General features: G+C 54.8%; 19 protein-coding genes. 10 read left to right on the top strand and 9 right to left on the bottom strand.

Translation table 11 applies throughout. From position 1 onward, the window contains the following. Positions 1-123: 123 nt before the first annotated feature. On the bottom strand, positions 124-867 hold the full coding sequence (locus tag MW898_RS17800) for an SAM hydrolase/SAM-dependent halogenase family protein (protein WP_248909347.1): 744 nt from the start codon (positions 865-867) through the stop codon (positions 124-126). 60 nt (positions 868-927) lie between these two features. Beyond that, positions 928-1443 carry a nicotinamide-nucleotide adenylyltransferase gene (locus MW898_RS17795; protein ID WP_248909345.1) on the bottom strand — a complete coding sequence of 172 codons (516 nt, stop codon included), beginning with the start codon at positions 1441-1443 and terminating at the stop codon, positions 928-930. A gap of 163 nt (positions 1444-1606) precedes the next feature. Here MW898_RS17795 and lonB point away from each other — a divergent pair, with 163 nt between their 5' ends. Both lonB and MW898_RS17785 read left to right on the top strand, forming a co-directional pair. Further along, the gene (gene lonB / locus MW898_RS17790) at positions 1607-3655 is read left to right on the top strand and encodes an ATP-dependent protease LonB (RefSeq protein WP_248909342.1); all 2049 of its coding nucleotides are present in this window, start codon (positions 1607-1609) and stop codon (positions 3653-3655) included. Between the two features lie 3 nt (positions 3656-3658). Next, positions 3659-4534 (top strand): CPBP family intramembrane glutamic endopeptidase, encoded by an 876-nt coding sequence (locus MW898_RS17785; RefSeq protein WP_248909340.1) that lies wholly within the window; start codon positions 3659-3661, stop codon positions 4532-4534. Positions 4535-6128: 1594 nt separating this feature from the next. Here the strand turns inward: MW898_RS17785 and MW898_RS17780 are convergent. The 4 genes from MW898_RS17780 to MW898_RS17765 all read right to left on the bottom strand — a co-directional run bounded on the left by MW898_RS17780 (position 6129) and on the right by MW898_RS17765 (position 10973). Further along, positions 6129-6545 (bottom strand): hypothetical protein, encoded by a 417-nt coding sequence (locus MW898_RS17780; RefSeq protein WP_248909338.1) that lies wholly within the window; start codon positions 6543-6545, stop codon positions 6129-6131. 316 nt (positions 6546-6861) lie between these two features. Beyond that, the gene (gene polX, locus MW898_RS17775; protein WP_248909336.1) at positions 6862-8607 is read right to left on the bottom strand and encodes a DNA polymerase/3'-5' exonuclease PolX; all 1746 of its coding nucleotides are present in this window, start codon (positions 8605-8607) and stop codon (positions 6862-6864) included. Beyond that, a complete protein-coding gene (locus MW898_RS17770) occupies positions 8604-9041 on the bottom strand; it encodes a DUF5788 family protein (protein WP_248909334.1) in 438 nt (145 codons plus the stop codon). Before MW898_RS17770 ends, polX begins: the two co-directional genes overlap by 4 nt. A gap of 51 nt (positions 9042-9092) precedes the next feature. After that, positions 9093-10973 carry an ABC transporter ATP-binding protein gene (locus MW898_RS17765; protein WP_248909332.1) on the bottom strand — a complete coding sequence of 627 codons (1881 nt, stop codon included), beginning with the start codon at positions 10971-10973 and terminating at the stop codon, positions 9093-9095. A gap of 508 nt (positions 10974-11481) precedes the next feature. Between MW898_RS17765 and MW898_RS17760 the strand changes: the two genes are divergently transcribed. Both MW898_RS17760 and MW898_RS17755 read left to right on the top strand, forming a co-directional pair. Next, on the top strand, positions 11482-11775 hold the full coding sequence (locus tag MW898_RS17760; RefSeq protein ID WP_248909330.1) for a DUF5789 family protein: 294 nt from the start codon (positions 11482-11484) through the stop codon (positions 11773-11775). A 37-nt stretch (positions 11776-11812) separates the two neighbouring features. Then, positions 11813-12256 (top strand): DUF302 domain-containing protein, encoded by a 444-nt coding sequence (locus MW898_RS17755; RefSeq protein ID WP_248909328.1) that lies wholly within the window; start codon positions 11813-11815, stop codon positions 12254-12256. Between the two features lie 26 nt (positions 12257-12282). On the opposite strand, the gene nreA is transcribed toward MW898_RS17755, so the two are convergent. Continuing rightward, complete coding sequence (nreA, locus tag MW898_RS17750; RefSeq protein WP_248909326.1) at positions 12283-13557, bottom strand: DNA repair protein NreA; 1275 nt, start codon at positions 13555-13557, stop codon at positions 12283-12285. A gap of 162 nt (positions 13558-13719) precedes the next feature. Continuing rightward, positions 13720-14676 (bottom strand): transcription initiation factor IIB, encoded by a 957-nt coding sequence (locus MW898_RS17745; protein WP_248909323.1) that lies wholly within the window; start codon positions 14674-14676, stop codon positions 13720-13722. Between the two features lie 171 nt (positions 14677-14847). On the opposite strand from MW898_RS17745, the gene rnhA reads away from it, so the two are divergent. Together rnhA and MW898_RS17735 are read left to right on the top strand one after the other, a co-directional pair. Then, the gene (rnhA, locus tag MW898_RS17740; protein ID WP_248909322.1) at positions 14848-15441 is read left to right on the top strand and encodes a ribonuclease HI; all 594 of its coding nucleotides are present in this window, start codon (positions 14848-14850) and stop codon (positions 15439-15441) included. Beyond that, complete coding sequence (locus MW898_RS17735) at positions 15431-15955, top strand: DUF7108 family protein (protein WP_248909319.1); 525 nt, start codon at positions 15431-15433, stop codon at positions 15953-15955. The genes rnhA and MW898_RS17735 overlap by 11 nt, the downstream gene beginning before the upstream one ends. Positions 15956-15976: 21 nt before the next feature. Here the strand turns inward: MW898_RS17735 and MW898_RS17730 are convergent, their stop codons facing one another. After that, positions 15977-16339, bottom strand: coding sequence for a PadR family transcriptional regulator (locus MW898_RS17730; protein ID WP_248909317.1), 363 nt, complete (start codon positions 16337-16339; stop codon positions 15977-15979). A gap of 224 nt (positions 16340-16563) precedes the next feature. Here MW898_RS17730 and MW898_RS17725 point away from each other — a divergent pair, with 224 nt between their 5' ends. The 4 genes from MW898_RS17725 (at position 16564) to MW898_RS17710 (ending at position 21757) form a co-directional block, all read left to right on the top strand. Next, positions 16564-17097: an inorganic diphosphatase gene (locus MW898_RS17725; RefSeq protein WP_248909315.1), complete on the top strand. Its 534-nt coding sequence runs from the start codon at positions 16564-16566 to the stop codon at positions 17095-17097. A gap of 579 nt (positions 17098-17676) precedes the next feature. Then, the gene (locus tag MW898_RS17720) at positions 17677-18873 is read left to right on the top strand and encodes a glycosyltransferase family 4 protein (protein WP_248909312.1); all 1197 of its coding nucleotides are present in this window, start codon (positions 17677-17679) and stop codon (positions 18871-18873) included. A 4-nt stretch (positions 18874-18877) separates the two neighbouring features. Further along, entirely contained in the window at positions 18878-20086 is a 1209-nt protein-coding gene (locus tag MW898_RS17715; RefSeq protein WP_248909309.1) for a glycosyltransferase family 4 protein, read from the top strand. A 327-nt stretch (positions 20087-20413) separates the two neighbouring features. Beyond that, positions 20414-21757 (top strand): alkaline phosphatase family protein, encoded by a 1344-nt coding sequence (locus MW898_RS17710; protein WP_248909308.1) that lies wholly within the window; start codon positions 20414-20416, stop codon positions 21755-21757. Positions 21758-21831 lie beyond the last annotated feature (74 nt).

Genomic DNA, 21831 nt, shown 5'->3' with positions numbered 1-21831 from the left:
CCACAATCTACGACTCTTTTGGCGCTGTGACGATCCCATAGCAGTGAGTACGACATTATACAAAATCGGAGCAGCGTGTCGATCATCGATACCGTTCGTTGGACACGAATCTCGATCAGTGTCTCACAATTCGAGTCGGACCGCATCACCGGTGTCCAGATCGAACGCTCTATCGCCGCGCCCCTGATTCACGGCGAGTTCGACATTTCCGTGGCTCCCGACTGTGACGAGTCGGCTGTTGGGTTCGAGTTGGGCGTACGCCCGCTCGACTGGCACTCGTTCTTCGTTCACCATGACGGATTCATTACACGCATCGAGAACGGTGCCGGGAATGTTCGTGATTACGTTTCCGAACCCATCGACGACGAGGACTGTGCCGATCACGTCCTGTTCGCGGAGTTCGGGTTCGGGGAACGCGTGATCGACGTACTCGTCGGTCGGTCTCGCACGATCGAGTTCCGCGATGCTGTGTTCGTGGACGGCTGCTGCTGCTGGTGCGAACACGTCTCGTCCGTGGAATGTCGTGCTGTCTGGGGATTCGTACTGCCACTCAAAAACATCGATACGTTCAGAGAGCGCACGGGCGGCTGGTAAGAGGAGACCATTATCCGGACCGACAAGTAGGTGTTCGCCTGCCCGTACGAGGAGTGCAGCACGGTCAGTTCCGACACCTGGATCGACGACCGCACAGTGGACGGCTGGTGGGTAATACGGGAGCACCTCGCGGAGCCAAAACGCAGCCGTCTGTACGTCCTGGCGCGGAAACTCGTGCGTGATGTCGACGATACGAGCATCACAGGCACCGAGAATAACACCCCGCATCGCCGCCGGATACGGAGAGCCAAAATCAGTTGCGAGCGTGATCATGGCAGTCTGTTTGGATCGGAGCGCTAAAAACCGAACTGCGTTGTGCTACAGTGAGATTGATTACGCTCCGTTTGCATCCGAGTCACTCACCTGTCGAAGTCGGTTGGCACCATCGATCTCGTCGATGACTTCGACGACCGCATCAGGAACGAGTGACTCCCAATTTTCGTCTCGACACATTCGATCGCGGACTTCGGAGCCTTCGAGTTCTTCGCGTCTGATCATTGGGGTCGACCGGACCTCGACCCCGGCTTCCTCGAACAGCCGTACGACCAGCGGATTGTTCGAGTACGCTACGTCAAAATGAGGAGACATACTCTGAACGTGGCTCACCCACACCGCATTTCGATTCAGATCCTCGATCGGAACAGCATAGGTAGTGAGGTCGAGTTTCGAGACGGCTTTGGTGATCATCATGATGCGCTCACCGGGGGTGAACGGGTTACGCATCGTGTGTGACTGATCAGCACTGCCGATACCGAGAACGAGTTCGTCGACCTCTGGGGCGATTCGTTCGACCATTGTCTGGTGGCCCTCATGGAAGGGCTGGAACCGCCCAATAAGGAACCCGCGCATACTCAAACCTCACCCGGACGTTTAATAAGCCCAACGTCCTTCGGTCGAGCCGAAAATGCTGTCAGTCACTCTCATGGGTGGCGATTTCGACAGACAGATACGAGAAAGAGGGGAGAAAGTATATCAGTAAACATCACATCCTATATGATGAGAGCACGGTTCTATGAGCGATAACAACCCAGATGAGGCTCTTCCGGGGAGCGGGGGGACAAGCGATTCGCTATCCGAGTCGGGAGACCGATCCGCCGAGGTCGTTCGCGAAGTCGGCGGGGAGCAGATTGGCGAAGAGCAGATCAACGAGGAGAAGATCGACGAAGAGATGGCCGAAGACGACCTGCTCGGCGGCCTAAAAATTGATACTACCGCCGACATTGAGGTGCCAGATCGGCTCGTCGATCAGGTCATCGGACAGGATCACGCCCGAGACATCGTCCTGAAAGCGGCCAAACAGCGCCGCCACGTGATGATGATCGGGTCACCGGGCACGGGCAAGTCGATGCTCGCAAAGGCGATGAGCCAGCTTCTCCCACGAGAAGAACTCCAAGACATATTGGTCTACCACAATCCCGACGACGGGAATGAGCCGAAGATCCGGACGGTGCCAGCAGGAAAAGGCGACCAGATCGTCGATGCACATAAAGAGGAAGCCAGAAAGCGCAACCAAATGCGGTCGTTCCTCATGTGGATTATCATCGCGATCGTCCTTGGGTACGCGTTGATCCTTCGCCAGCAGCTTCTCATCGGGATTCTTGCAGCAGGAATCATCTATCTCGTCTTCCGCTACAGCAGTCGCGGCAGCGACGCGATGATCCCGAATCTGCTCGTGAACAACGCCGATAAGCAGACGGCCCCGTTCGAGGACGCAACAGGCGCACACGCTGGCGCGCTGCTCGGGGACGTTCGACACGACCCATTCCAGTCAGGTGGGATGGAGACACCGAGCCACGATCGCGTTGAGCCTGGTGCCATTCACAAGTCGAACAAAGGCGTGCTGTTCATCGACGAGATCAACACCCTCGATATCAGGTCACAGCAAAAGCTGATGACTGCCATTCAGGAAGGTGAGTTCTCGATCACGGGGCAGTCCGAGCGCTCCTCGGGCGCGATGGTCCAGACCGAACCGGTTCCGACGGACTTCATCATGGTCGCTGCGGGGAACCTCGATGCGATGGAGAATATGCACCCAGCACTCCGGAACCGTATCAAAGGCTACGGGTACGAGGTGTACATGGATGACACCATCGAGGATACACCGGAGATGCGCCGGAAGTACTCTCGCTTCATCGCTCAGGAAGTTAAGAAAGACGGCCGACTACCGCATTTCACCCGCACTGCCGCCGAAGAACTCATCCTCGAAGCGCGGCGTCGCTCCGGTCGCAAGGGGCACCTGACGCTCGAACTGCGAGCCCTCGGTGGACTCGTACGAGTTGCAGGTGACATCGCCCGCGCTGAGGATGCTGAGTTCACGACCCGAGACCACGTTCTGCAGGCGAAAGGACGTTCGCGCTCTATCGAACAGCAGCTTGCCGATGATTACATCGAGCGGCGCAAAGATTACGATATGACCATCGCGCAAGGGAACGTCGGAGGTCGGGTCAACGGCCTTGCAGTCATGGGCGAAGACTCCGGCATCGTGATGCCGGTGATGGCCGAGGTTGCTCCTTCACAGGGACCTGGTGAGGTTATCGCAACTGGTAACCTTCAGGACATTGCACAGGAAGCTGTTCAGAACGTCTCTGCCATCATCAAGAAGTTCTCTGATGAGGACATTTCCAAGAGGGACATCCACATCCAGTACGTGCAGTCCTACGAAGGAGTTGAAGGCGACTCTGCAAGCGTCACAATGGCCACAGCCGTCATCAGCTCGTTGGAGGACATCCCGATCGATCAGAGCGTTGCGATGACTGGTTCACTGTCGGTTCGCGGTGACGTTCTCCCCGTCGGTGGCGTGACTCACAAGATTGAGGCCGCCGCCAAGGCCGGGGTGGAGACAGTCATCATCCCCGCCGCGAACATGCAAGACGTGATGATCGAAGACGAGTACAAGGAAATGATCGAGATCATTCCAGTCTCACACATCAGCGAAGTGCTCGACATCGCGCTGGTTGGTGAACCAGAAAAGGACTCGCTCGTCGACCGTCTCAAGAGCATTACCGGACAAGCACTCGAATCGGGCTCTGCCACCGGCCCCGGCAGCCCGAGCCCACAATAACGCGTGCCCAATTGGACGGCGTTTTCGGGGTTGACGGGCGTCGTCCTCGTTCTCTTACTGTCGCTTGCTCGCCTTTCACAAGGCCAAGACATGAGTGAGCGCCCCAACGAATCAACACCACAGTCGAACAGCAACCACGAGACTGAGGCGTTCACGACAAAGGACAGCGACCAGCAGAACGAAGCAGAGATCAGCACCAATACTACCGAGAATACGAATTCAAATTCAAATTCAAATCGTCAGTTGAGCTCGCCGAGTGATGAGGCTCCGACCCAACCACAGTTCTCTGCGGGAATGTTGCTCGCCAACGTTGCACTCTCGCAGGGTTTGTTTGGGTTTATTCTCGTTGCCGGTGCGTGGTATACAGCAATTCCACCAGCGGCACTCGGTCTTGATGTTCGGGATCCATTGAGTGTTGGTCTGTTGGCGGTCGGGGTCGGTGTTGTGACTGGTCTTGGACTCTATGCAGCTAACGCTGTCGGTGCTGCGAGTGCGACTGCACTTGGCTATGAATACGAAGAGCAACTACGCGATCTCTTGACTCCAGAGACGCCTGCTGGTTGGGTTCTCTTGCTCTGTGGCGTCCTTCCAATTATCGCTGGCTTTGAGGAGTTACTCTTTCGAGGAGTGTTGATCGGTGTTCTGAGTTCTGGCTTTGCGATCTCCCCCTGGTTCCTCGCCGGGGGCTCGTCTGTGGCGTTCGCGGTCGGTCACGGCGCGCAAGGTCGACTCGGAATTCTCGTTACGGGAATCCTCGGATTCGCACTAGCAGTCGTATTCATTTACACCAACAGTCTTCTCGCTGTTGTCGTTGCGCACTATCTCGTGAACGCGCTCGAATTCATCATTGGAGGCGCGATGGGGATTGAATGGGGATAAGAGAATTCCGTCGCGTCAACATCGCCGAGCGAATTACGAGAAGACAAACTATATTTATTAGATGTGAATGATACAGTATGTCTTATTAAAAACTGTATCCAAAATCGGCTAGGCGATAGAGACCAATCCCGAAAACATCATTCGTGCCTGCATCCTCATAATTTATGAAGCTCACCAACCAACATTTATTACTATTGTTCGGAGCTTTATAGAAGCTGATAGACCCACTGTCGCCTTGTTTGAGATCGTTCCCTGAGCTTTGGTCCTTGTGAAACACTGAGTAGGGTTTTGGTACACAACCCGGTGCAGTGAAAATCGTCTCGGCGGTGGATTGGATCCGTCCGAAGGTGGTCCGACACGTGGTCCGACCAACTTTCCGGGTCTTCACTCTTCGACTCTTGAGATTTGCTAATCCGTCATGCGAATAATGACCAGAGATCCCACGAAATCCCGAATGACGAATGTTACGTTCAATATAATGGCCCGGATCGAGAGACACCATGGCAAAGTCCTCCATACAACGACTCTTACTAACTTTCCCGAGTCGAGCCCCATTTGGGTGTCTCAATATCTTCCCAGTGGAATTTTTCCCCGAAAAAATGTGCTTGCACGTAGCGAGATATCGACGACCATTTTTGAACGCTGGCGCACCAACGGTTCCAATCGGTTTCGATGCGTCTCCCCAAACTTCATATCCGCCATAAATCGACGACTGAGAAGCATTCCAATTTCGAAGACTCCCGGCACAACTCAGGGATCGGAACTCGTTGACTGGTTCGACACTGATCTCGATACCATCGATCAGTGTCGGGATATCTCCAAGAATCGTCCCCAGCACATTTTCTTGGATTCTGACGACGACGTGAGAACTCTCCCCTCCACGTTCTCCAGGAACGACACCGACACTAACGACACCAGGAATTTGGATGAGAGAACTCTCTAATTGCTGTTTTATCTGTGTTGCGTGACGAAATTCGTTGTACCAATCAGCTGGCACATACTCTTTGTACGCAGTTGTCTCCGATGTTGGATCATCACTGTAGAACCCAGTGACAATCGGAACTTCATCAGAAGCTGCGTTGTCAATGTCCTCCCTCGTGATAAATTTTGCTGAAACCTGTGTAAATCCCAATCCAGAAAGAGAAGATAACAAACGGCGTCGGCTCATTCCTGGGTACGTCTCACCATGGATCTTGTTGGTCGATGGACGTACAAGGTCATCTAACATCATCTGACTCGGAGTACTGTCACATTCGTAAAATAGATTGTCGAAGTTGCATTATAGGTTCGAAACATGATATGACTCAACAGCCACCATTTTCCGCGGTGAATATCAAGACTCGGTAATCTAATTCACAATCATCATATTTCAATTTATCCAATGCTATTTTATTTAACCGAGGTATGAATTTCTCCACTGTCATATTTTATATCACATTCATATCTAATTACACCAACAAATACAAAATCCATATAATTGTTTTCGGATGGTGTTTCTTGCGGCAAGACATTATCAGCCAACTCGTTTTCGTGACTGCTTATCGACCAGCATTTGAGAGAGTACCATTCTACGGTCACAGTTTCTCATAGGTAATCAGCTTCGAATAGACCGAACAGCACCACCAACGGCGTATCCGATAGTACTGAGCAAGAGACCGATTACAATTGCAAATTGGATTTTCAGTTGAAACTGTTCGACCATACTCGACCCGGGAAACACTGCGACACCACCGCTGGTAAATAATCCAAGCAGAAGAAGTACCTGAATCAGTAATATCACAACGTAGCCAGAATTGAAGTAGGCGATCGCTCCTGCTCCACTGAGGAATGCCATACTAGCAAGAACACCTGCAATCTCTGATCGATAAACGACAATCGCACCCAACGGGATCAGCCGCCCGATCAGACCAATACTTATCGAGAGAAACACACCAACTGCAATAATCCGTAGCGAGACAACCCATGACCTCCCAAAGAGGAACTCGAAAGTGGAGGTCATCCGGGTGGGCATCATTCAGGACTGATTGGAGAATAGCTATATACCTTATCCACAGTAAAGCATCTATTTGATCCTGCTCTAGAATATCACAGACAGATGTTATAGCATAGTTACGAATGATTCGTATGTATTATTTCTAATGTGTCTATGCAGATCCATGGTATATTGTGGTTTTGGGAGTTGTCGTTAATCAACCCTCATATAAGAAACTTATCACAAATAGTTATCAAATGATGATTCTTCCTCGATTAGACATCACAGCAATGAATCGAAACACACGCCTTTATATAATTAGTATCAAATTATAGATATTGAATATCCAACCAACTCACGACTCGAAAAACGTTCTGACAGCATCAGCATTCCAAGTGGTAAGCACGTCAGTGGGTTCGGCCCATCCACGACGGGCAGTGTGAACGCCGTAGCGAACGTAGTCGTAGCTCGACGGACGGTGTGCGTCTGTATCGATGACGACAGTCGCACCCATCTCAACTGCGACCTGCACCGCACCCCCGCGGAGATCAAGACGGTGAGGATTGGCATTAATTTCGAGCGCCGTCTCCGTTCTCGCTGCGGCGTTCGCCAGTTTCGAGACATCGATATCGAGTCCCGACCGGCGGTTCAACTGGCGGCCAGTCGGATGGCCGATGATATCGACGTCAGGATGTTCGGCGGCAGCGATGAGTCGATCTGTGCCGTCGCCATCAAGCGCGAAGTGTGGCGATGCGACGACGCAATCGAGCTGTTCGAGGATCGCATCACTGGTAGAAACGCTGCCATTTTCGTCGATGTTTGTTTCGACACCAGCGAACACCTCGATAGCTGCATCGTCTCCGGTCTCACGGATCACGGCCAGCTGTTCTTCGAGTTCGTCATCCGAGAGTCCAACGCCACCAACCATCCCCGGACCACTCGCGTGGTCGGTGATACAGAGATACTCATAGCCCCGTTCCTCGGCTCCAGCAACCATCTCTTCGATGCTATTTCGTCCGTCCGACCATTCAGTGTGGAGATGAAGATCCCCCCGAATGTCATCAACCGAAATCAGCTCGGGGAGCTTGTCTGTGGCCGCAGCCTCAATTTCGCCACGAGCTTCTCGAAGCTCTGCCGGGATCAACGGCAAATCGAGTGTTTCGTACACGTCAGCCTCGGTTTTACCAGCGATTCGCTCACCAACGCGTTGTCCTGCATCAGGATCGTCTACGTCTGTGATGTCGAAGACGCCGTACTCATTTATTTTCAGACCCCTGTCGATGGCACGGTTCCGAATCGCGATGTTGTGATCCCTGCTCCCAGTGAAATACTGGAGCGCGGCACCGAACTCGTCCGGAACGACAACGCGGAGATCGACGCGGACACCGTTCGATCGAACACTTGCTTTGCTCGTCCCTGCTTCGATAACCTCGTCTGCGTCCGGCCAATCAGTGAACGCCTCGACAACTTTCGGTGCGTCTGCGCTTGCGACGAGAACGTCTATATCGCCGATCGTCGATCGCCAGCGTCGAAGTGAGCCTGCCACGTCACAGCGATCGACGGGACCAGTGTCGGAGAGATACGCCGTGATATCTGTACTAAGCGGGACACTTTCTCCAAGGAGTTGGCGCTGACGTGACTCACGCGCGAAATCAATGTTCGCAAGAATGTTCTCTTCGGTCTTGGGACCGAAGCCTTTCACATCCCGAATGTTCGCTTCACGTGCCGCAGTTTCGAGATCGTCGAGCGTTCGTACGTCGAGAGCTTCATACAGTGTACCGACCGTCTTCGGACCGACGCCTTCGACGCTCGTGATCCCAGCCATGTCAACAGGGAGCTCGTCTCTGAGCTCTTCGAGCTCGGCTATAGTTCCGGTCTCAACGTATTCGACGATCTTCTCGGCTATTGCTTCGCCGACGCGGTCGATCCGCTCAACGGCGCTCTGGCTCTCCTGTGAGAGATGCGCGACGTTCTCCGGATATTCCCGGATGTTTTCTGCTGCACGGCGGTAGGCAACGGGTTTGTACTCGACGTTTTGGGCTTCGAGAAGATCTGCCATCTCCTCGAATTGGGCGGCCAGCTCGTCGTTCCGAACAGTCATCGATTCCTCCGTGGTGTGTTCGTGTCACTTCCGAGCACCTGTTTCAGGAACTTCGTCCACCGCTTCGTATCGGCCGCCTCCTTCGCCTCGATCTCTCGTTCGATGTCCGGCCGTTCGAGCGAGTCGAGTGCTGAGAGCGCCCGCTCGATACCAATGATGCTCTCAACCAGTTGCTTGCCAGTCTCGAAGGTGACCGCATCGTCCTCGATGCGCTGTCTGCGCTGGAGTCGCTCGCGCCTGAGATTCCGTTTCACCCGGTCGAGACGATCTTGCTCTCCCGGCGGCACGGTCGCGCGTCGTTTTGTCTCGAAGACGAACGCTCGAAGATTTATTTCCTCACCCTGCACGTCGATCGTCTCCGGGATTGACGACCCCACCGTCGCACCCTCGCGGTCGATCCGTTCGAGGAGCTGCTTCCGTTCGTACTCCTTCATGGTCGGGTTTCGATCCTCGGATACTAAAATACGGACCGTGGGTGCGTACCGTTACCGCGACGGAATATCCTCGATCATTCCGGCTTGTACTCCCCAGAGGTCGGCGTACAGCCCATCCCGTGCGATCAGTGCTCGGTGGTCGCCGCGCTCGACCACCTGACCATCCTCAAGGACGAGGATGGTGTCTGCATCCTTGATGGTCGAGAGGCGGTGTGCGATGGCGAGTACGGTTCGATCCTCCAAGAGAGCGTCAAGGCTCTCTTGGATGTGGAGTTCTGTTTCCGTATCGACATCGCTGGTCGCCTCATCGAGGAGCAAGATTTCGGGATCTTGCAGCAGCACTCGCGCGATACCGACGCGCTGGCGCTGGCCCCCCGATAGTTTGACGCCACGTTCGCCAACCTCTGTATCGTATCCATCTGGCAGATCCTCGATGAACTCGTGTGCTTTCGCGGCTTTTGCGGCCTCGATAACGTCCCGTCGTGTCGCCTCGAAGGAGCCGTATGCGACGTTCTCCGCGACGGTACCCGCAAAGAGGAACGTCTCTTGACTGACGTAGCCAATCGATTTACGAAGGCTGACGAGGGAGGTGTCACGGATATCCCGGCCATCGACACGGATTGTGCCCGTTTCGAGGTCATAGAACCGTAACAAGAGCTTCAAAACGGTGGACTTTCCGGCACCAGTCGGTCCGACGAGCGCGAGCGTCTCGCCGCCTCCGACAGTGAAGTTCACGTCTTCTACAATCGATTCCTCGTCGTAGCCGAAGGTGACGGTCTCGTATGTGACGACGCCCTCTGTAACGGTGAGATTGGGAGCGTCGTCGTCGATATCGAGTCCGCTCGGTTCGTCCATCAATCCGAAGACACGCTCAGCGGAGGCGACCGCCTGCTGATACATGTTGATGAACTCCCCGAACTGTGCGAGCGGCCAGACGAATCGCTGACTCAAAAACACGAACGTCACGAAATTCCCAATCGAAAATCCGCCCGAGAAGAAAAGCGGCGGACCGTTAAACACCCACAGGCCGCCAACGACGAAAGTGAGCACGAAGCCGAAGCCAGAACTCAGCTGAAGCCCCGGGAAGAACATAATGCGGGTGCGAATAGCGTCCCAGTTCGTGTCGTAGTACTCCTGAGAGCTGTCGGTGACGCGATCGAACTCATAATCTTCGGCGCTGCTAGCCTTGATGACTTCGATGCCACCGAGATTGTTTTCGAGTCGAGCGTTGAGGCGTCCGACGGTCGATCGGACCTCGCTGTACTTTGGCTGAATGGTCTGGACGAACTTGTGTGTGAACACGGCGACCACCGGAACCGTCGCCAGCGTCACGAGCGCGAGTTGCCAATTGATGTAGACGAGAAGCCCAGTGACGCCTACAACGGTGACGCCGATCATCGTCATCACGTTCAGCCCGCCGTTGAGGAACTGTTCGAGACGGTTGACGTCGTTGTTCAGGATGCTCATCAGCTCGCCCGTCTGTTTCTCGGCGAAAAAGCCGAGATCCAACCGCTGCATTGCATCGTAAGTGTCGACGCGGATCTCGTGTTGGATGGACTGTGCAAATTCGTTGAGTCCCCAGCCCTTCACCCACGCGCCCACCGCGCCGCCAACAAACGTGGCAATGATCAGTCCAGCAGAGAGCCAGAACTGTCCGATGGGATCGTTCGGGATCCACGATTGTGGAACCAACGGGAGTTCGTAGAGATCGTTCTGGTTGAAAATCGCATCAACAGCGACGCCGAGAATGTACGGTGGAACGAGCGAGAGGAGATGCGCGGCTAAGCTCGCAACAAGACCAACGGAGAGCGGAAACCACTGCTCTCTGCCATAGGTTGCAAACAGACGGCGAATCGGAGCGTCAACCCGGTCTCGCTGGACGGCGAACGTCTTTTCTTCGCTATCATCGTCGAGATCAGTATCGTTTGTCATCGTTGTCGTAGTCGGTGGAATACGAGCAGTTCACCCAATAGCCAGATCACGAAAATCCAGCCATAGGGGCGCTGTCAACTGTCAGCTCGGTGGATTCGTGAAGCGAATCCAAATCGGGAGCGAGAGCGAGACAGTGCCGCGGCTGCGGCAGACGGATAAGCAGTGCGACTGTCGTGAAATCGAAGACGGAGGGCCTACGCGTGAAACGGCGGCAGTCGTCTCAGTTGGACACGAAAACGATCATCATTGTCACTCACATAAGTGGAGTCCATCTGAGTATAAGCCTTTGTGTGGTGTGGTTTTTGGTAACATAGTCAGCGGAAATATGGTGTCTCGCACTCGCTGGCGGTCGTGAACGGTCACACTGTGCGTTCAATATCGACCACAGAATCAGTAACCAAACACAGTTCTCGACCTCCGTACCGGATCGATGTATCTGTCGATCCGTTGGAAGCGAGACGAGGGGACAACCGACAGTATTAATCGCCAACCGAGCAGACGGACGAACATGGCTGACGACGAGGAAACCGAACCGATCGTGGAACTCGGCGAGGGCGAATCGGTCGAGGGGGCACCGCTCGCACGCATCACCTCGCGGCTCCACTACGGCATTCCGAAAAGCGAGGTCGTTCGCCGCGAGGGAGACAAACTCATCCGCACACCCGATGGACCGCGCGAGCTCACAGATATTCTCGATGAGTCAGACGGCACGTACTTCCCACGCAAGCAAGACCTCGAAACCGCCGTCCGTGAAGTCATCGGCACTGGACCGGTTCCGACGGCCGAATCGACCGACGAGTAACGAAGCGTTTTATTCTGCTCGTTCGAACGAGGGTGTGATGGACCTGAAGATCGATCCAACGGTACTGGACGGCGAAGATATCGGCCAGCAGCAGGCGACGCTCCACATGGAGCATGAGGAAGCCATCGAGCACGTCCGGACTGCCTTCACGGAGAGAGGCTTTGGTGTCCCAGCCGAATTTTCCCCATCCGAACTTCTCAACGAGAAGATCGATGCCGACCGCAGTCCGTACTACGTACTCGGTGCGTGTCATCCTGAGATGGCAGATCGTGCGCTCAACATGACCCGAACGATCGGCGCGCTGTTCCCGTGTAACGTCGTTATCTGGGAAGAAGAATCAGGCGTCCAACGCGTCTATCACGTCAGCATTATGCGCGCTGCTCGACTGCTCGGGATGGCTCCTGAAAGCGAACAGTGGGACGAACTCGTTGGAGAGACGGGCGAACTGGTTGATGAAGCGTTCGCAGCACTCGCGGAGTAACGAAAGGGAGAGCGTAGCACGCTGTGCTACCCCTCGTTGGTCGTGATGAATGAGCTCAGACTCGTCTGTAATCCCGCGACCATATTGGATTTACGACGGAGGGCGTCTGTGCCGACAGGAAGCCGCGGAACGATCTGTCGGACTGCGTCGTGGAACGTCTCTGCGGTGGCCATCTCCTCAGAGAAGGCGTTCCGGACTGATTCGCGCACCTGCCAGACGCCAACCGGACCCCAGTAGTCGTCGGTGACGTTCCGGAGCACGAGCACCTTCGCCTGACGGTCACGCTCTGCGAGGTGTTCGAGGACCCCAAGGCGGGTCGCATAGTACGCGCCAGCGGTTTCTTCGACGTACTGCGTTCGTCCTTCGTATCCCTCGCGGTCGCTCGCGAGCCAGTACTCGCTGCGGTCGGGATTCCAAACACTTCCTGGTGCTTTCATCTCGACGAGCTCGAACTCCCAGTCACCCGGCGCGAGCAGCACCCAGAACTGATTACCGAGATACTCGTTGTAGCGGACCTCCACCTCGTCGATGGACGATGCGTTTTGGAGTTGTCCCCGTAAGAACTGAGAGACCGTGTCGTCGACAGCAGTAATCGACCACCGCGTCGGGACGAGTCGTCGGTTTGTAGTCCGTCCGAGCGCGCCAGCCGAAAGAATGGTGTTGATATCGTATACGTCGAACCCACGGTTGTAGAGATACGCCATTGCTCCGTCGGCGCGCCAGTCATCGTCTGAGAGCGTCTTCTCGACTGCTCGTGGAACGTGAGGGTTCTCTGTGAGCTGCGCCCCAGTTGCCCGCGCCCGCGGTCCCGTCGGCGTCGCTATGTCGTCACGACCGACGTCAAGATCGATTGAGGGTGGTCCATCGAGATCAACCTCCACGTCAACTGGACGGTCGGCGATAGCGACTTCGCGTCGAACGCCAGTGAACCCGTTCCACTCATCAGCGACGTGAACATCGGTCGGTCGCGCAGAGTTGAGCAGGCCGGTTCTGGCTTGGAACACGTCATCGATGGTGTAGCCACGCTGGTACCACTCTCCGCTGGTCGCGTACTCGGAGGCGTGTTGCTCGTCACCGACCGGGGCGAGAATGCCCGCAGAAACTTGTGGATACCCAGATCTCCCAACAAAAATCGAGGGGGACGTGCTCCCAAACAGTGAGTCACCTTGGACGGTCTCGTCGATGCGACGCTCAGTGTCGGCAAGATACTCCGTGATTGCGTAGGATTTCTCCTTTGCCAACTGACGCATACGGGTCTCTTCGTCGTACGCGAGCCCGTCGATGAACTCATCGAGCCGCATTACTGGCAGTAAGAGCGACAGATGCTTGAATCTTCACTCGTAGTGGAGCGGAAAAATGGACCGACACGGGAAACCACAGCTGGTGTTTACAAAACGTAACGCAGGTGTGCTGATGAACGGAAGCGCGAGCGAGGTTGGATTTCGTACGTCGATTAGCGGTAGTTAGCTGTGGATACCCATCGCCTCAATCTGCTCTTGATACCGGTTTCGGATGGTGACTTCTGTCACCTGAGCGACGTCGGCGACTTCCCGTTGGGTTTTTTTCTCGTTGCAGAGAAGGGAGGCAGCGTAGATCGCTGCGGCGGCGTATCCCGTTGGGGATTTGCCCGATAGCAGTCCTTCCTCTGCGGTAGTGGTGATGATTTCGTTGGCTTTTGCTTGTACTTCCTCGGATAAGTCGAGTTCTGAGCAAAATCGGGGGACGTACTTCTTCGGATCGACCGGTTCCATCTCCAGGGCGAGTTCTTGGGAGATATACCGGTACGTGCGTCCGATTTCTTTTCGCTCGACACGGGAGACTTCGGAGATCTCCTCGAGGCTCCGTGGAATTCCTTCTTTGCGGCAGGCCGCGTACAGTGCGGCGGTAGCGACGCCCTCGATGGATCGGCCACGGATGAGATCGTCCTTCAGCGCGCGTCGATAAATGACGGACGCGACTTCCCGAACCGATCGGGGGACGCCGAGCGCGCTGGCCATCCGGTCGATCTCGGAAAGAGCGAATTGGAGGTTTCGCTCACCGGCGTCCTTGGTTCGAATGCGCTCTTGCCACTTTCGCAACCGGTGCATCTGGCTGCGCTTTTTCGAAGAAATCGACCGACCGTAGGCGTCTTTGTCCTTCCAGTCGATGGTGGTCGTTAGCCCCTTATCGTGCATCGTCTGAGTCGTCGGGGCTCCGACACGGGACTTCTGCTGGCGTTCTTGATGGTTGAACGCCCGCCACTCAGGACCAGGGTCAATCTTTTCTTCCTCTATGACGAGTCCACAATCGTCACAAATGAGTTCACCACGATCTGAACTCTTAATAAGATGGTCGGACCCGCATTCGGGACATTCTCGCGTGCTTTCTGCTTCGTGTTCCGTTTCCTGCTCGCGCTCCCGCGTACGGGTGGACCGTGTCATCGCATTTTTATACTACCTTGGTCAAGGTACTTAGACCTTCCGTAACGTGGGGTCATCTGCCGCAATTAAATTGGTCAAAATTGATAAACAGGGATAGATTCGTGCGTCTTCTTTCGATCCTGAGTATGCCGGACCAGAAGCCATTTATCATTCCCCGGGTGAGTCGAACCAATGCCGGTCATCGAGTGTGATCCCGGCGTGGCGCGCGCACGACTCGCAGACGCGGATATAGATATCGAACCGGGCAACACAGACCACGAACGCTGGCGAGCTGAGCACGGTGGCGCAGTAGCCGTTGCATACGACACCAAGGTCGTCATACAGGGTCAGACACCGGAACGGTTAGTCGCGCTGTTACGCGAAGCGGGTGGACGCGCACACATTTACTTCGACGGAGCATCACGTGGAAATCCCGGACCGTCGGCCGTCGGCTGGGTCATCGTGACGGATGATGGGATTGTCTCGGAAGGTGGCAAACGAATCGACGACATGACAAACAACCGTGCGGAGTATGAGGCGCTTATTCACGCGCTGACGGTCGCCGCAGACAGTGGATTCGATACGGTAGTCGTCCGGGGGGATTCACAGCTCATCGTCAAGCAGGTGACTGGGGCGTGGAACGTAAACGATCCGGGGCTTCGTGAACGTCGAATTCGGGCGCTCGAACTCCTCGAACAGTTCGACGAATGGTCACTGACACACGTTCCGCGGGAGATAAACGAGCGCGCAGACAAGCTTGCCAATGAGGCGCTTGATGCTTCCTGAAAACATCGCTGATGAAGCCGAACGGTTGACGCGTCGGGCACGAGACGCGAGCGACGCGGACGAAGCGGAGAGTGCACGCCGTCAGCGCGACGAGGTCCTCGCACGCCACGGATACATCGCTCGTGAGCGCACCGCGGACACAACGCTCGTGCTCTATCCGAGCGAGTGGGTCACAGACGGACGCGTTCGTATCGAACAGATCGAAACCACAGACAGCGCAATCGAACGGCCGCTTGAGGCTCCCGGAAACGCGGATTGGGAAATGGTCGAAGCGCACAACCGGACGATTGTCGAACGCGTCACAGAGCAGCACGGAGACATCCACGGAAAAAACGCCGCTGCGTTCGCCGATTTCATGGGAAACCATTACCTGAAACCGATCGAAGAGGCGACAGAGACGATGTGTAAAGAATTCCTCAGAGAGTACTACCCGCGCAACGTGTGGCCCTCAAAAAAACAACGCACGATCGTCGAACAGTCGGTCGAACTGACGCTCGACATTGCCCGTGAGTGAGCGTCAGAGTCTCCTGCTAGTCTATGTCTGAGCGTCGTCGACGAGGGCCCGAACCTCGTCGCCGCGACCATTATTGGTTACGAATCGTGAGAAGACCCATGACAAATGATCGATGACAGCGTCGTATCCGGATTGGGTCAGCGCGTACTGATTCGTCCGCTTATCCAGCTCGCTTTTTTCAACAAGATCCATCTCGACGAGATCGTCCAGATTCGGATACAGCCGTCCGTGATTGACCTCGGAGTCGTAGTACTGCTCAAGCTCGCGCTTGATCGCAAGTCCATAGCGCGCCTCTTCCGAGAGGATAACGAGAATGTTCTGCTGAAATGCGGTCAGGTCGCGTTCAATGCCCGATACGCCGGAGACTGACTTTGCCTCTGACATGACCTAAACAAATGTCACGACTCTATTTAAAACTATTCAACTATCAAGTGAATATTTACAAAAAGTCACTAACTGCTGCCGAATTAGTATCATAAGTGACCAATCATACTCGCTATTGGTAAACAGTATGAACAGAGGAATGGCGACCAGTATGGTGGTTTCCGCCCATTGACCGACACGGCTGTGTCGAAAGTGATTTTTGGCCACCTCCCGCAGTTCGGCCGATGACGAACCTCTGGGAAGATCTCGAAACCGGACCGAACCCGCCTGAGACAATCAACGCCGTCGTAGAGTGCCTAAAAGGTGAGCGCAACAAGTACGAGTACGACAAAGACATCCCCGGTGTGATGCTCGATCGAGTCCTCCACAGCAACGTCCACTACCCATCGGACTACGGGTTCATCCCTCGCTCGTACTACGACGACGAGGATCCGTTCGATGTGCTCGTGCTCGTCGAAGACGCGACATTCCCAGGCTGTGTGATCGAATCGCGCCCGGTCGCACTCATGAGGATGGATGACGACGGCGAACAGGACGATAAGGTCATCGCTGTCCCAACCGAGGACCCACGATACGACCATATCCAGGATCTCGACGACATTCCACAGCAAACCCGCGACGAGATTGACGAGTTCTTTTCAACGTATAAGAACCTCGAAGAGGGGAAGGAAGTGGAGACGCTCGGGTGGGAGGACAAGCAAGCTGCACAGGATGCGATCGTCCACGCACAGGAGCTCTACGAGGAGCATTTCTCGTAACTACGGCCTGCAGTAAATCGACCGCATCATTCGCGGTCGCTGATTCTCGACTGATGCAACACATAGGCGTGTAAATCGTGATCTTGTCACCCCACATCAGTCAATTGCGCACTCCGACAGACGTGCGACGAGCTACACATTGGCCAATTCATTTCAACCACAGCGGCGTCACTTGCTCAAACCTCCAACGAGTGTTGTCCACGAATAGAGACGTACACCAACAGACACTCAACAGAGTCGAAGAGAGCAGCAGCGTTCTATTCGTGTCAGACTAAATCGAGACAGTAGCTGGAATTTTGAAGGGTGATTAGTGGACCGATAGTGATAATAAAAAGGCTTGGAACACGAAACCGATATACTACGATCGCTCTCCAACCTACAATGGAGCAACACAACAGCAAGCGTGAATGATAGAGACTCGACGACGGCTCGGCTTACGACAAGTATATGAGATTCATAATATGAGAGTAAGTTACCTGTATTCGTGAACGGAACGAAACGACAGCCGAAAAGCCGAGTCGAGATGAGGAGGACGTTCGATCCAGTTGAACTGTCGGCGAGAGCCGTTCGTATGATCAGATGACAACCACGAACGTTGGCGTCGATGCACGAACGCTCACCGGAAAGCGGTCCGGTGTCGGGAACTATCTTGCTAACATCATCGAAAGCGGTGCATTCGACGGCTACACAGTGTACGCGTACTACGATCCGACCGATGGGAACCGCTCTGATATCGTGGTTCCCGACGAGACGCGGTTTCGATGGCGGCCGTGCCGCTGTCCGTCGTTCGTTGATCGGCTGTTCGGTCCGATACAGCCGATCTGGTGGGTTAACGTGACGCTCGCTCGCTTGCTCGAACGCGATAATATTGATTGTTTTTTCGGCCCAAACTTCGTCCAACCGGTTGCATTCGATGGTCCGAGCGCTGTCGTTGTTCACGACATGGTCCACCGGACGCTCCCAGAGGTCCATACGGCGGCGTACCGGCTGTACCTCCGCGTGTTTCTCGCCGCTTCGCTTGAACGGGCAGATCAGGTCATCACGGTTTCAGAAAACACAAAACACGATCTTCTGCGGTATCATCAGCTATCAGACGATGACGTGACCATCGCATACGGTGCTGCTGATGACGTATATCAGCCTCGAACCGTACCGAGTGAAACCCGCGATCGGCTCTGTCGTGCGTTCGACATTCCGGAGCAATTCGCGCTCTATGTAGGAAATATTGAACCTCGAAAGAATCTTGCTTCGGTCCTCGATGCGCTTGCAGTACTGGATGCAGACGCGCGCCCGCCACTCGTCATCGTCGGGCAGGATCACCTCGTCGACGAAGCCCTCGAGAAAGCATTACAGCGGTGTCCGTTCCGTGAACACGTCCATTTCACGGGGCACGTTCCAGCCGACGAACTACCGCTGTTATACAACATGGCATCGCTGTTCGTCTATCCTTCACTGTACGAAGGGTTCGGTTTACCACCCGTAGAAGCGATGCAGTCGGGAACGCCCGTTATCGTCTCCGATCGAGCGTCACTCCCCGAAGTCGTCGGTGAAGCCGGTCTCACAGTCGATCCAGCCGATACGATCGCACTCTCTGAGGCAGTGGCGCGACTCTGGTCCGACGCAGCGGCTCGTTCGGAGTTTGAAGCGAAAGGCCGGCAACGAGCAAAGCGATTTTCGTGGGACAGAACCGCAACGAGGATATCAAACGTACTCAATTCGTTATCGAAGAGACAGATGTGCGAGATCGGTGATACGACACGTCGAGAGGAACGATAACACAATGGCACGGATACTCGTTTTGTGTTCTCGAACGCCTTATCCTCTGACAGGTGGTGCGAAGCTGCGGCTATTCAACACTGCGAAAATTCTTGCAACTGAACACACAGTAGACCTGCTGATCGTCGATGAGTCTCCCATCAAACAGTATCGGATAGACACTCTTTCTCGAGTATTCAACGACGTTACCATCTTTTCCTATCCGTCGCATCGGTTCCACCTAAATACGGTGTTGGGACTCGTCTCTCGAAAGCCCCTTCAGACGTTCTACTACTCGTTCAATGCGATTGATGAATGGCTCGACAACCACGTCGGTCGATACGATCTCTTATACTGTAACCACGTTCGGACAACCGAATACGCCCGCAGATACGAGACGCCAAAAATCGTTGACTTCGTCGATGCCATCTCCCGAAACTACGCCGAATCGAGCACGGGTGCATCTGGTCTCTGGCGAGTTATCTATCCGATCGAGAGCAGCCGCCTTCTCCGCTATGAGCGAGAAGTTGTTCGTGATTTCGATCACTCATTTATCATCACCGAAGCCGACAAGCAGTATATCGAAGGCGACAACGCTGGACTACCGTCGTTTTCTGTTGTCCCGAATGGAGTCCGAAACGAGATACTCGAACAAACACCGAGCGAAACAGGCGAACAGGACAACAATCCCGACAACAGGGAACTTCTCGTCTTTCTCGGGAAGATGGATTACTTTCCGAATGAGGACGCTGTCACGTATTTTGTGAATGAAATCTTCCCGTTGGTACGGCGTCACCACCCCGAAGCAGAGTTCGTCATCGTCGGAACGCAGCCGACGAAAAAAGTGCGCCAGCTCGCCGAGCGCCCGGGGGTTCAGGTCACTGGATTCGTCGAAGATCCGTTCGAATATCTCACGAAAGCGCGTGTCGTAGTCGCACCAATGCGGTTCAGTGCCGGTCTCCAAAACAAGGTTCTCGAATCGATGGGACTCGGAAAGGCCGTCGTGACGACATCGCTCGGAGCCGAAGGGATCGACATTGAAGAAGACGAACACCTGAAGATTGCCGACACGCCAGAGTCGTTCGCTGAGGTCATCCGGACTCTCTTGGTTCGTGATGGACTGCGAGAGCGACTGGGAACACAAGCGCGCCAACGCATCGAAGAGACGTACTCGTGGTCGGAGATCGAACCACTGCTACTTGACCCGATCGACGCTGTCCTCAACCAACAATAACACAGCCGAACACGCTCGATTCGAGAACACCGTTTTTTCTGCAGTTCCACAATGTAGAGTCACCCGTCCTTCAGAGATACCCCGGAGTCATACCGACGCACACTCCCATGAGTTATGAGCATGAGTAATTATTTAGTCATGGAGGCAATACATAGAAATGAAATGAAGCAACGAGTGCCGGTTGGGATCAACCACGTGACCGTCGTTCCGGAGAACGCAGAGCGCGACAGCGAGCACGACGTGGGCGGAGAAGGCGAGTAAGTCTGGCAGAGAACGTCAGGGAAAAAGAAAAGAAGGTTCTTGTGTTTCCCTCGCGCAATCGGCGATATGGGACTGTTCGATCGACTTCGTGGTGACTCCGGTTCGCGCGTCGTATTTCTCGGTATCGACGGCGTTCCGTATAGCCTCATTGATGACAACCCTAATGAATTTCCGAATTTGACTGCTATCGCTAACGATGGATCGGCGGGTGCGATCGATAGCATCGTCCCGCCGGAATCGAGCGCATGCTGGCCGTCGCTCACGACAGGTGTCAACCCCGGTGAGACCGGCGTCTATGGATTTCAGGATCGTGAAATTGGGTCGTACGACACATACGTTCCGATGGGAAGAGATGTGCAAGCGACCCGACTCTGGGACCGCGTCACCGACGCCGACCGTGATGCCACGGTCATGAACGTTCCAGTCACGTTCCCACCCCAGCGAAATGTCCAGCGGATGGTGTCGGGCTTCCTCTCGCCTGGTGTCGAAAAGGGCGCGTATCCCGACGAGATCCGTGAAACACTCGAAAGCATGGATTACCGCATCGATGTGAATGCCAAACTTGGTCACGAGGAGGACAAGAGCGAGTTCATGGAGGACGCTCACGAGACAATCGATGCCCGCTTCGAGGCGTTCAAACATTACATCGAACAGGACGATTGGGACCTCTTCTTCGGCGTCTTCATGACCACTGACCGGGTTAATCACTTCCTGTTCAAAGACTACGAACGCGACGGAGAGAACCGAGAGGCGTTCATGGAGTTCTATCGCAAGGTCGATGACTACATCGGTCAACTCCGTGACCAGCTCGATGACAACACGACACTCGTCGTCGCGAGTGACCACGGCTTCACGAGCGAAGACTACGAGGTTCACTGCAATAGGTGGCTGCAAGAGCAGGGCTGGCTCGATTACCGGACCGATGATCACAGCGAGCTAGACGATATCTCCGACGACACGCGCGCGTACTCGCTCATTCCAGGTCGGTTCTACGTCAACCTCGAAGGACGTGAGCCGCGCGGCTGCGTGAGTCAGGACGAGTACGAGAGCACGCTGGACGAGCTCACCGAGCTGATTAACGGACTCGAAGGACCAGACGGAAAACCAGTTGCAGACCGAGTCGTCACGAAAGGAGACGCATTCCGTGGCGAGCACGACGACATCGCACCCGATCTCGTCGTCATCCCGAATCACGGCTTCGATCTCAAAGCTGGCTTCAAAGGCGGGAAAGATGTGTTCGAAGTTGGCCCCAGAAACGGAATGCACAGCTTCGAAAACGCCTGTCTGTTCATCGACGATGCCAACGCGCGTATCGGCGATGTCGATCTATTCGACATCGCACCTACGATCCTCGATCTGATGGAGATCGAGTACGATCGAACCTCGTTCGACGGTTCTAGCTTGGTGTAAGCGACTCTGGAGAACACAAAACGACCATCTCTGATATTCATCTGATACGACATTCATACGGTCAGCAACCACTC

Origin of the sequence: Halocatena marina (assembly GCF_023276375.1) — an archaeon.
GTDB lineage: Archaea > Halobacteriota > Halobacteria > Halobacteriales > Haloarculaceae > Halocatena > Halocatena marina.
Note: the sequence above shows the minus strand (reverse complement) of the source record. Positions and strands in the feature narration are given on the sequence as shown.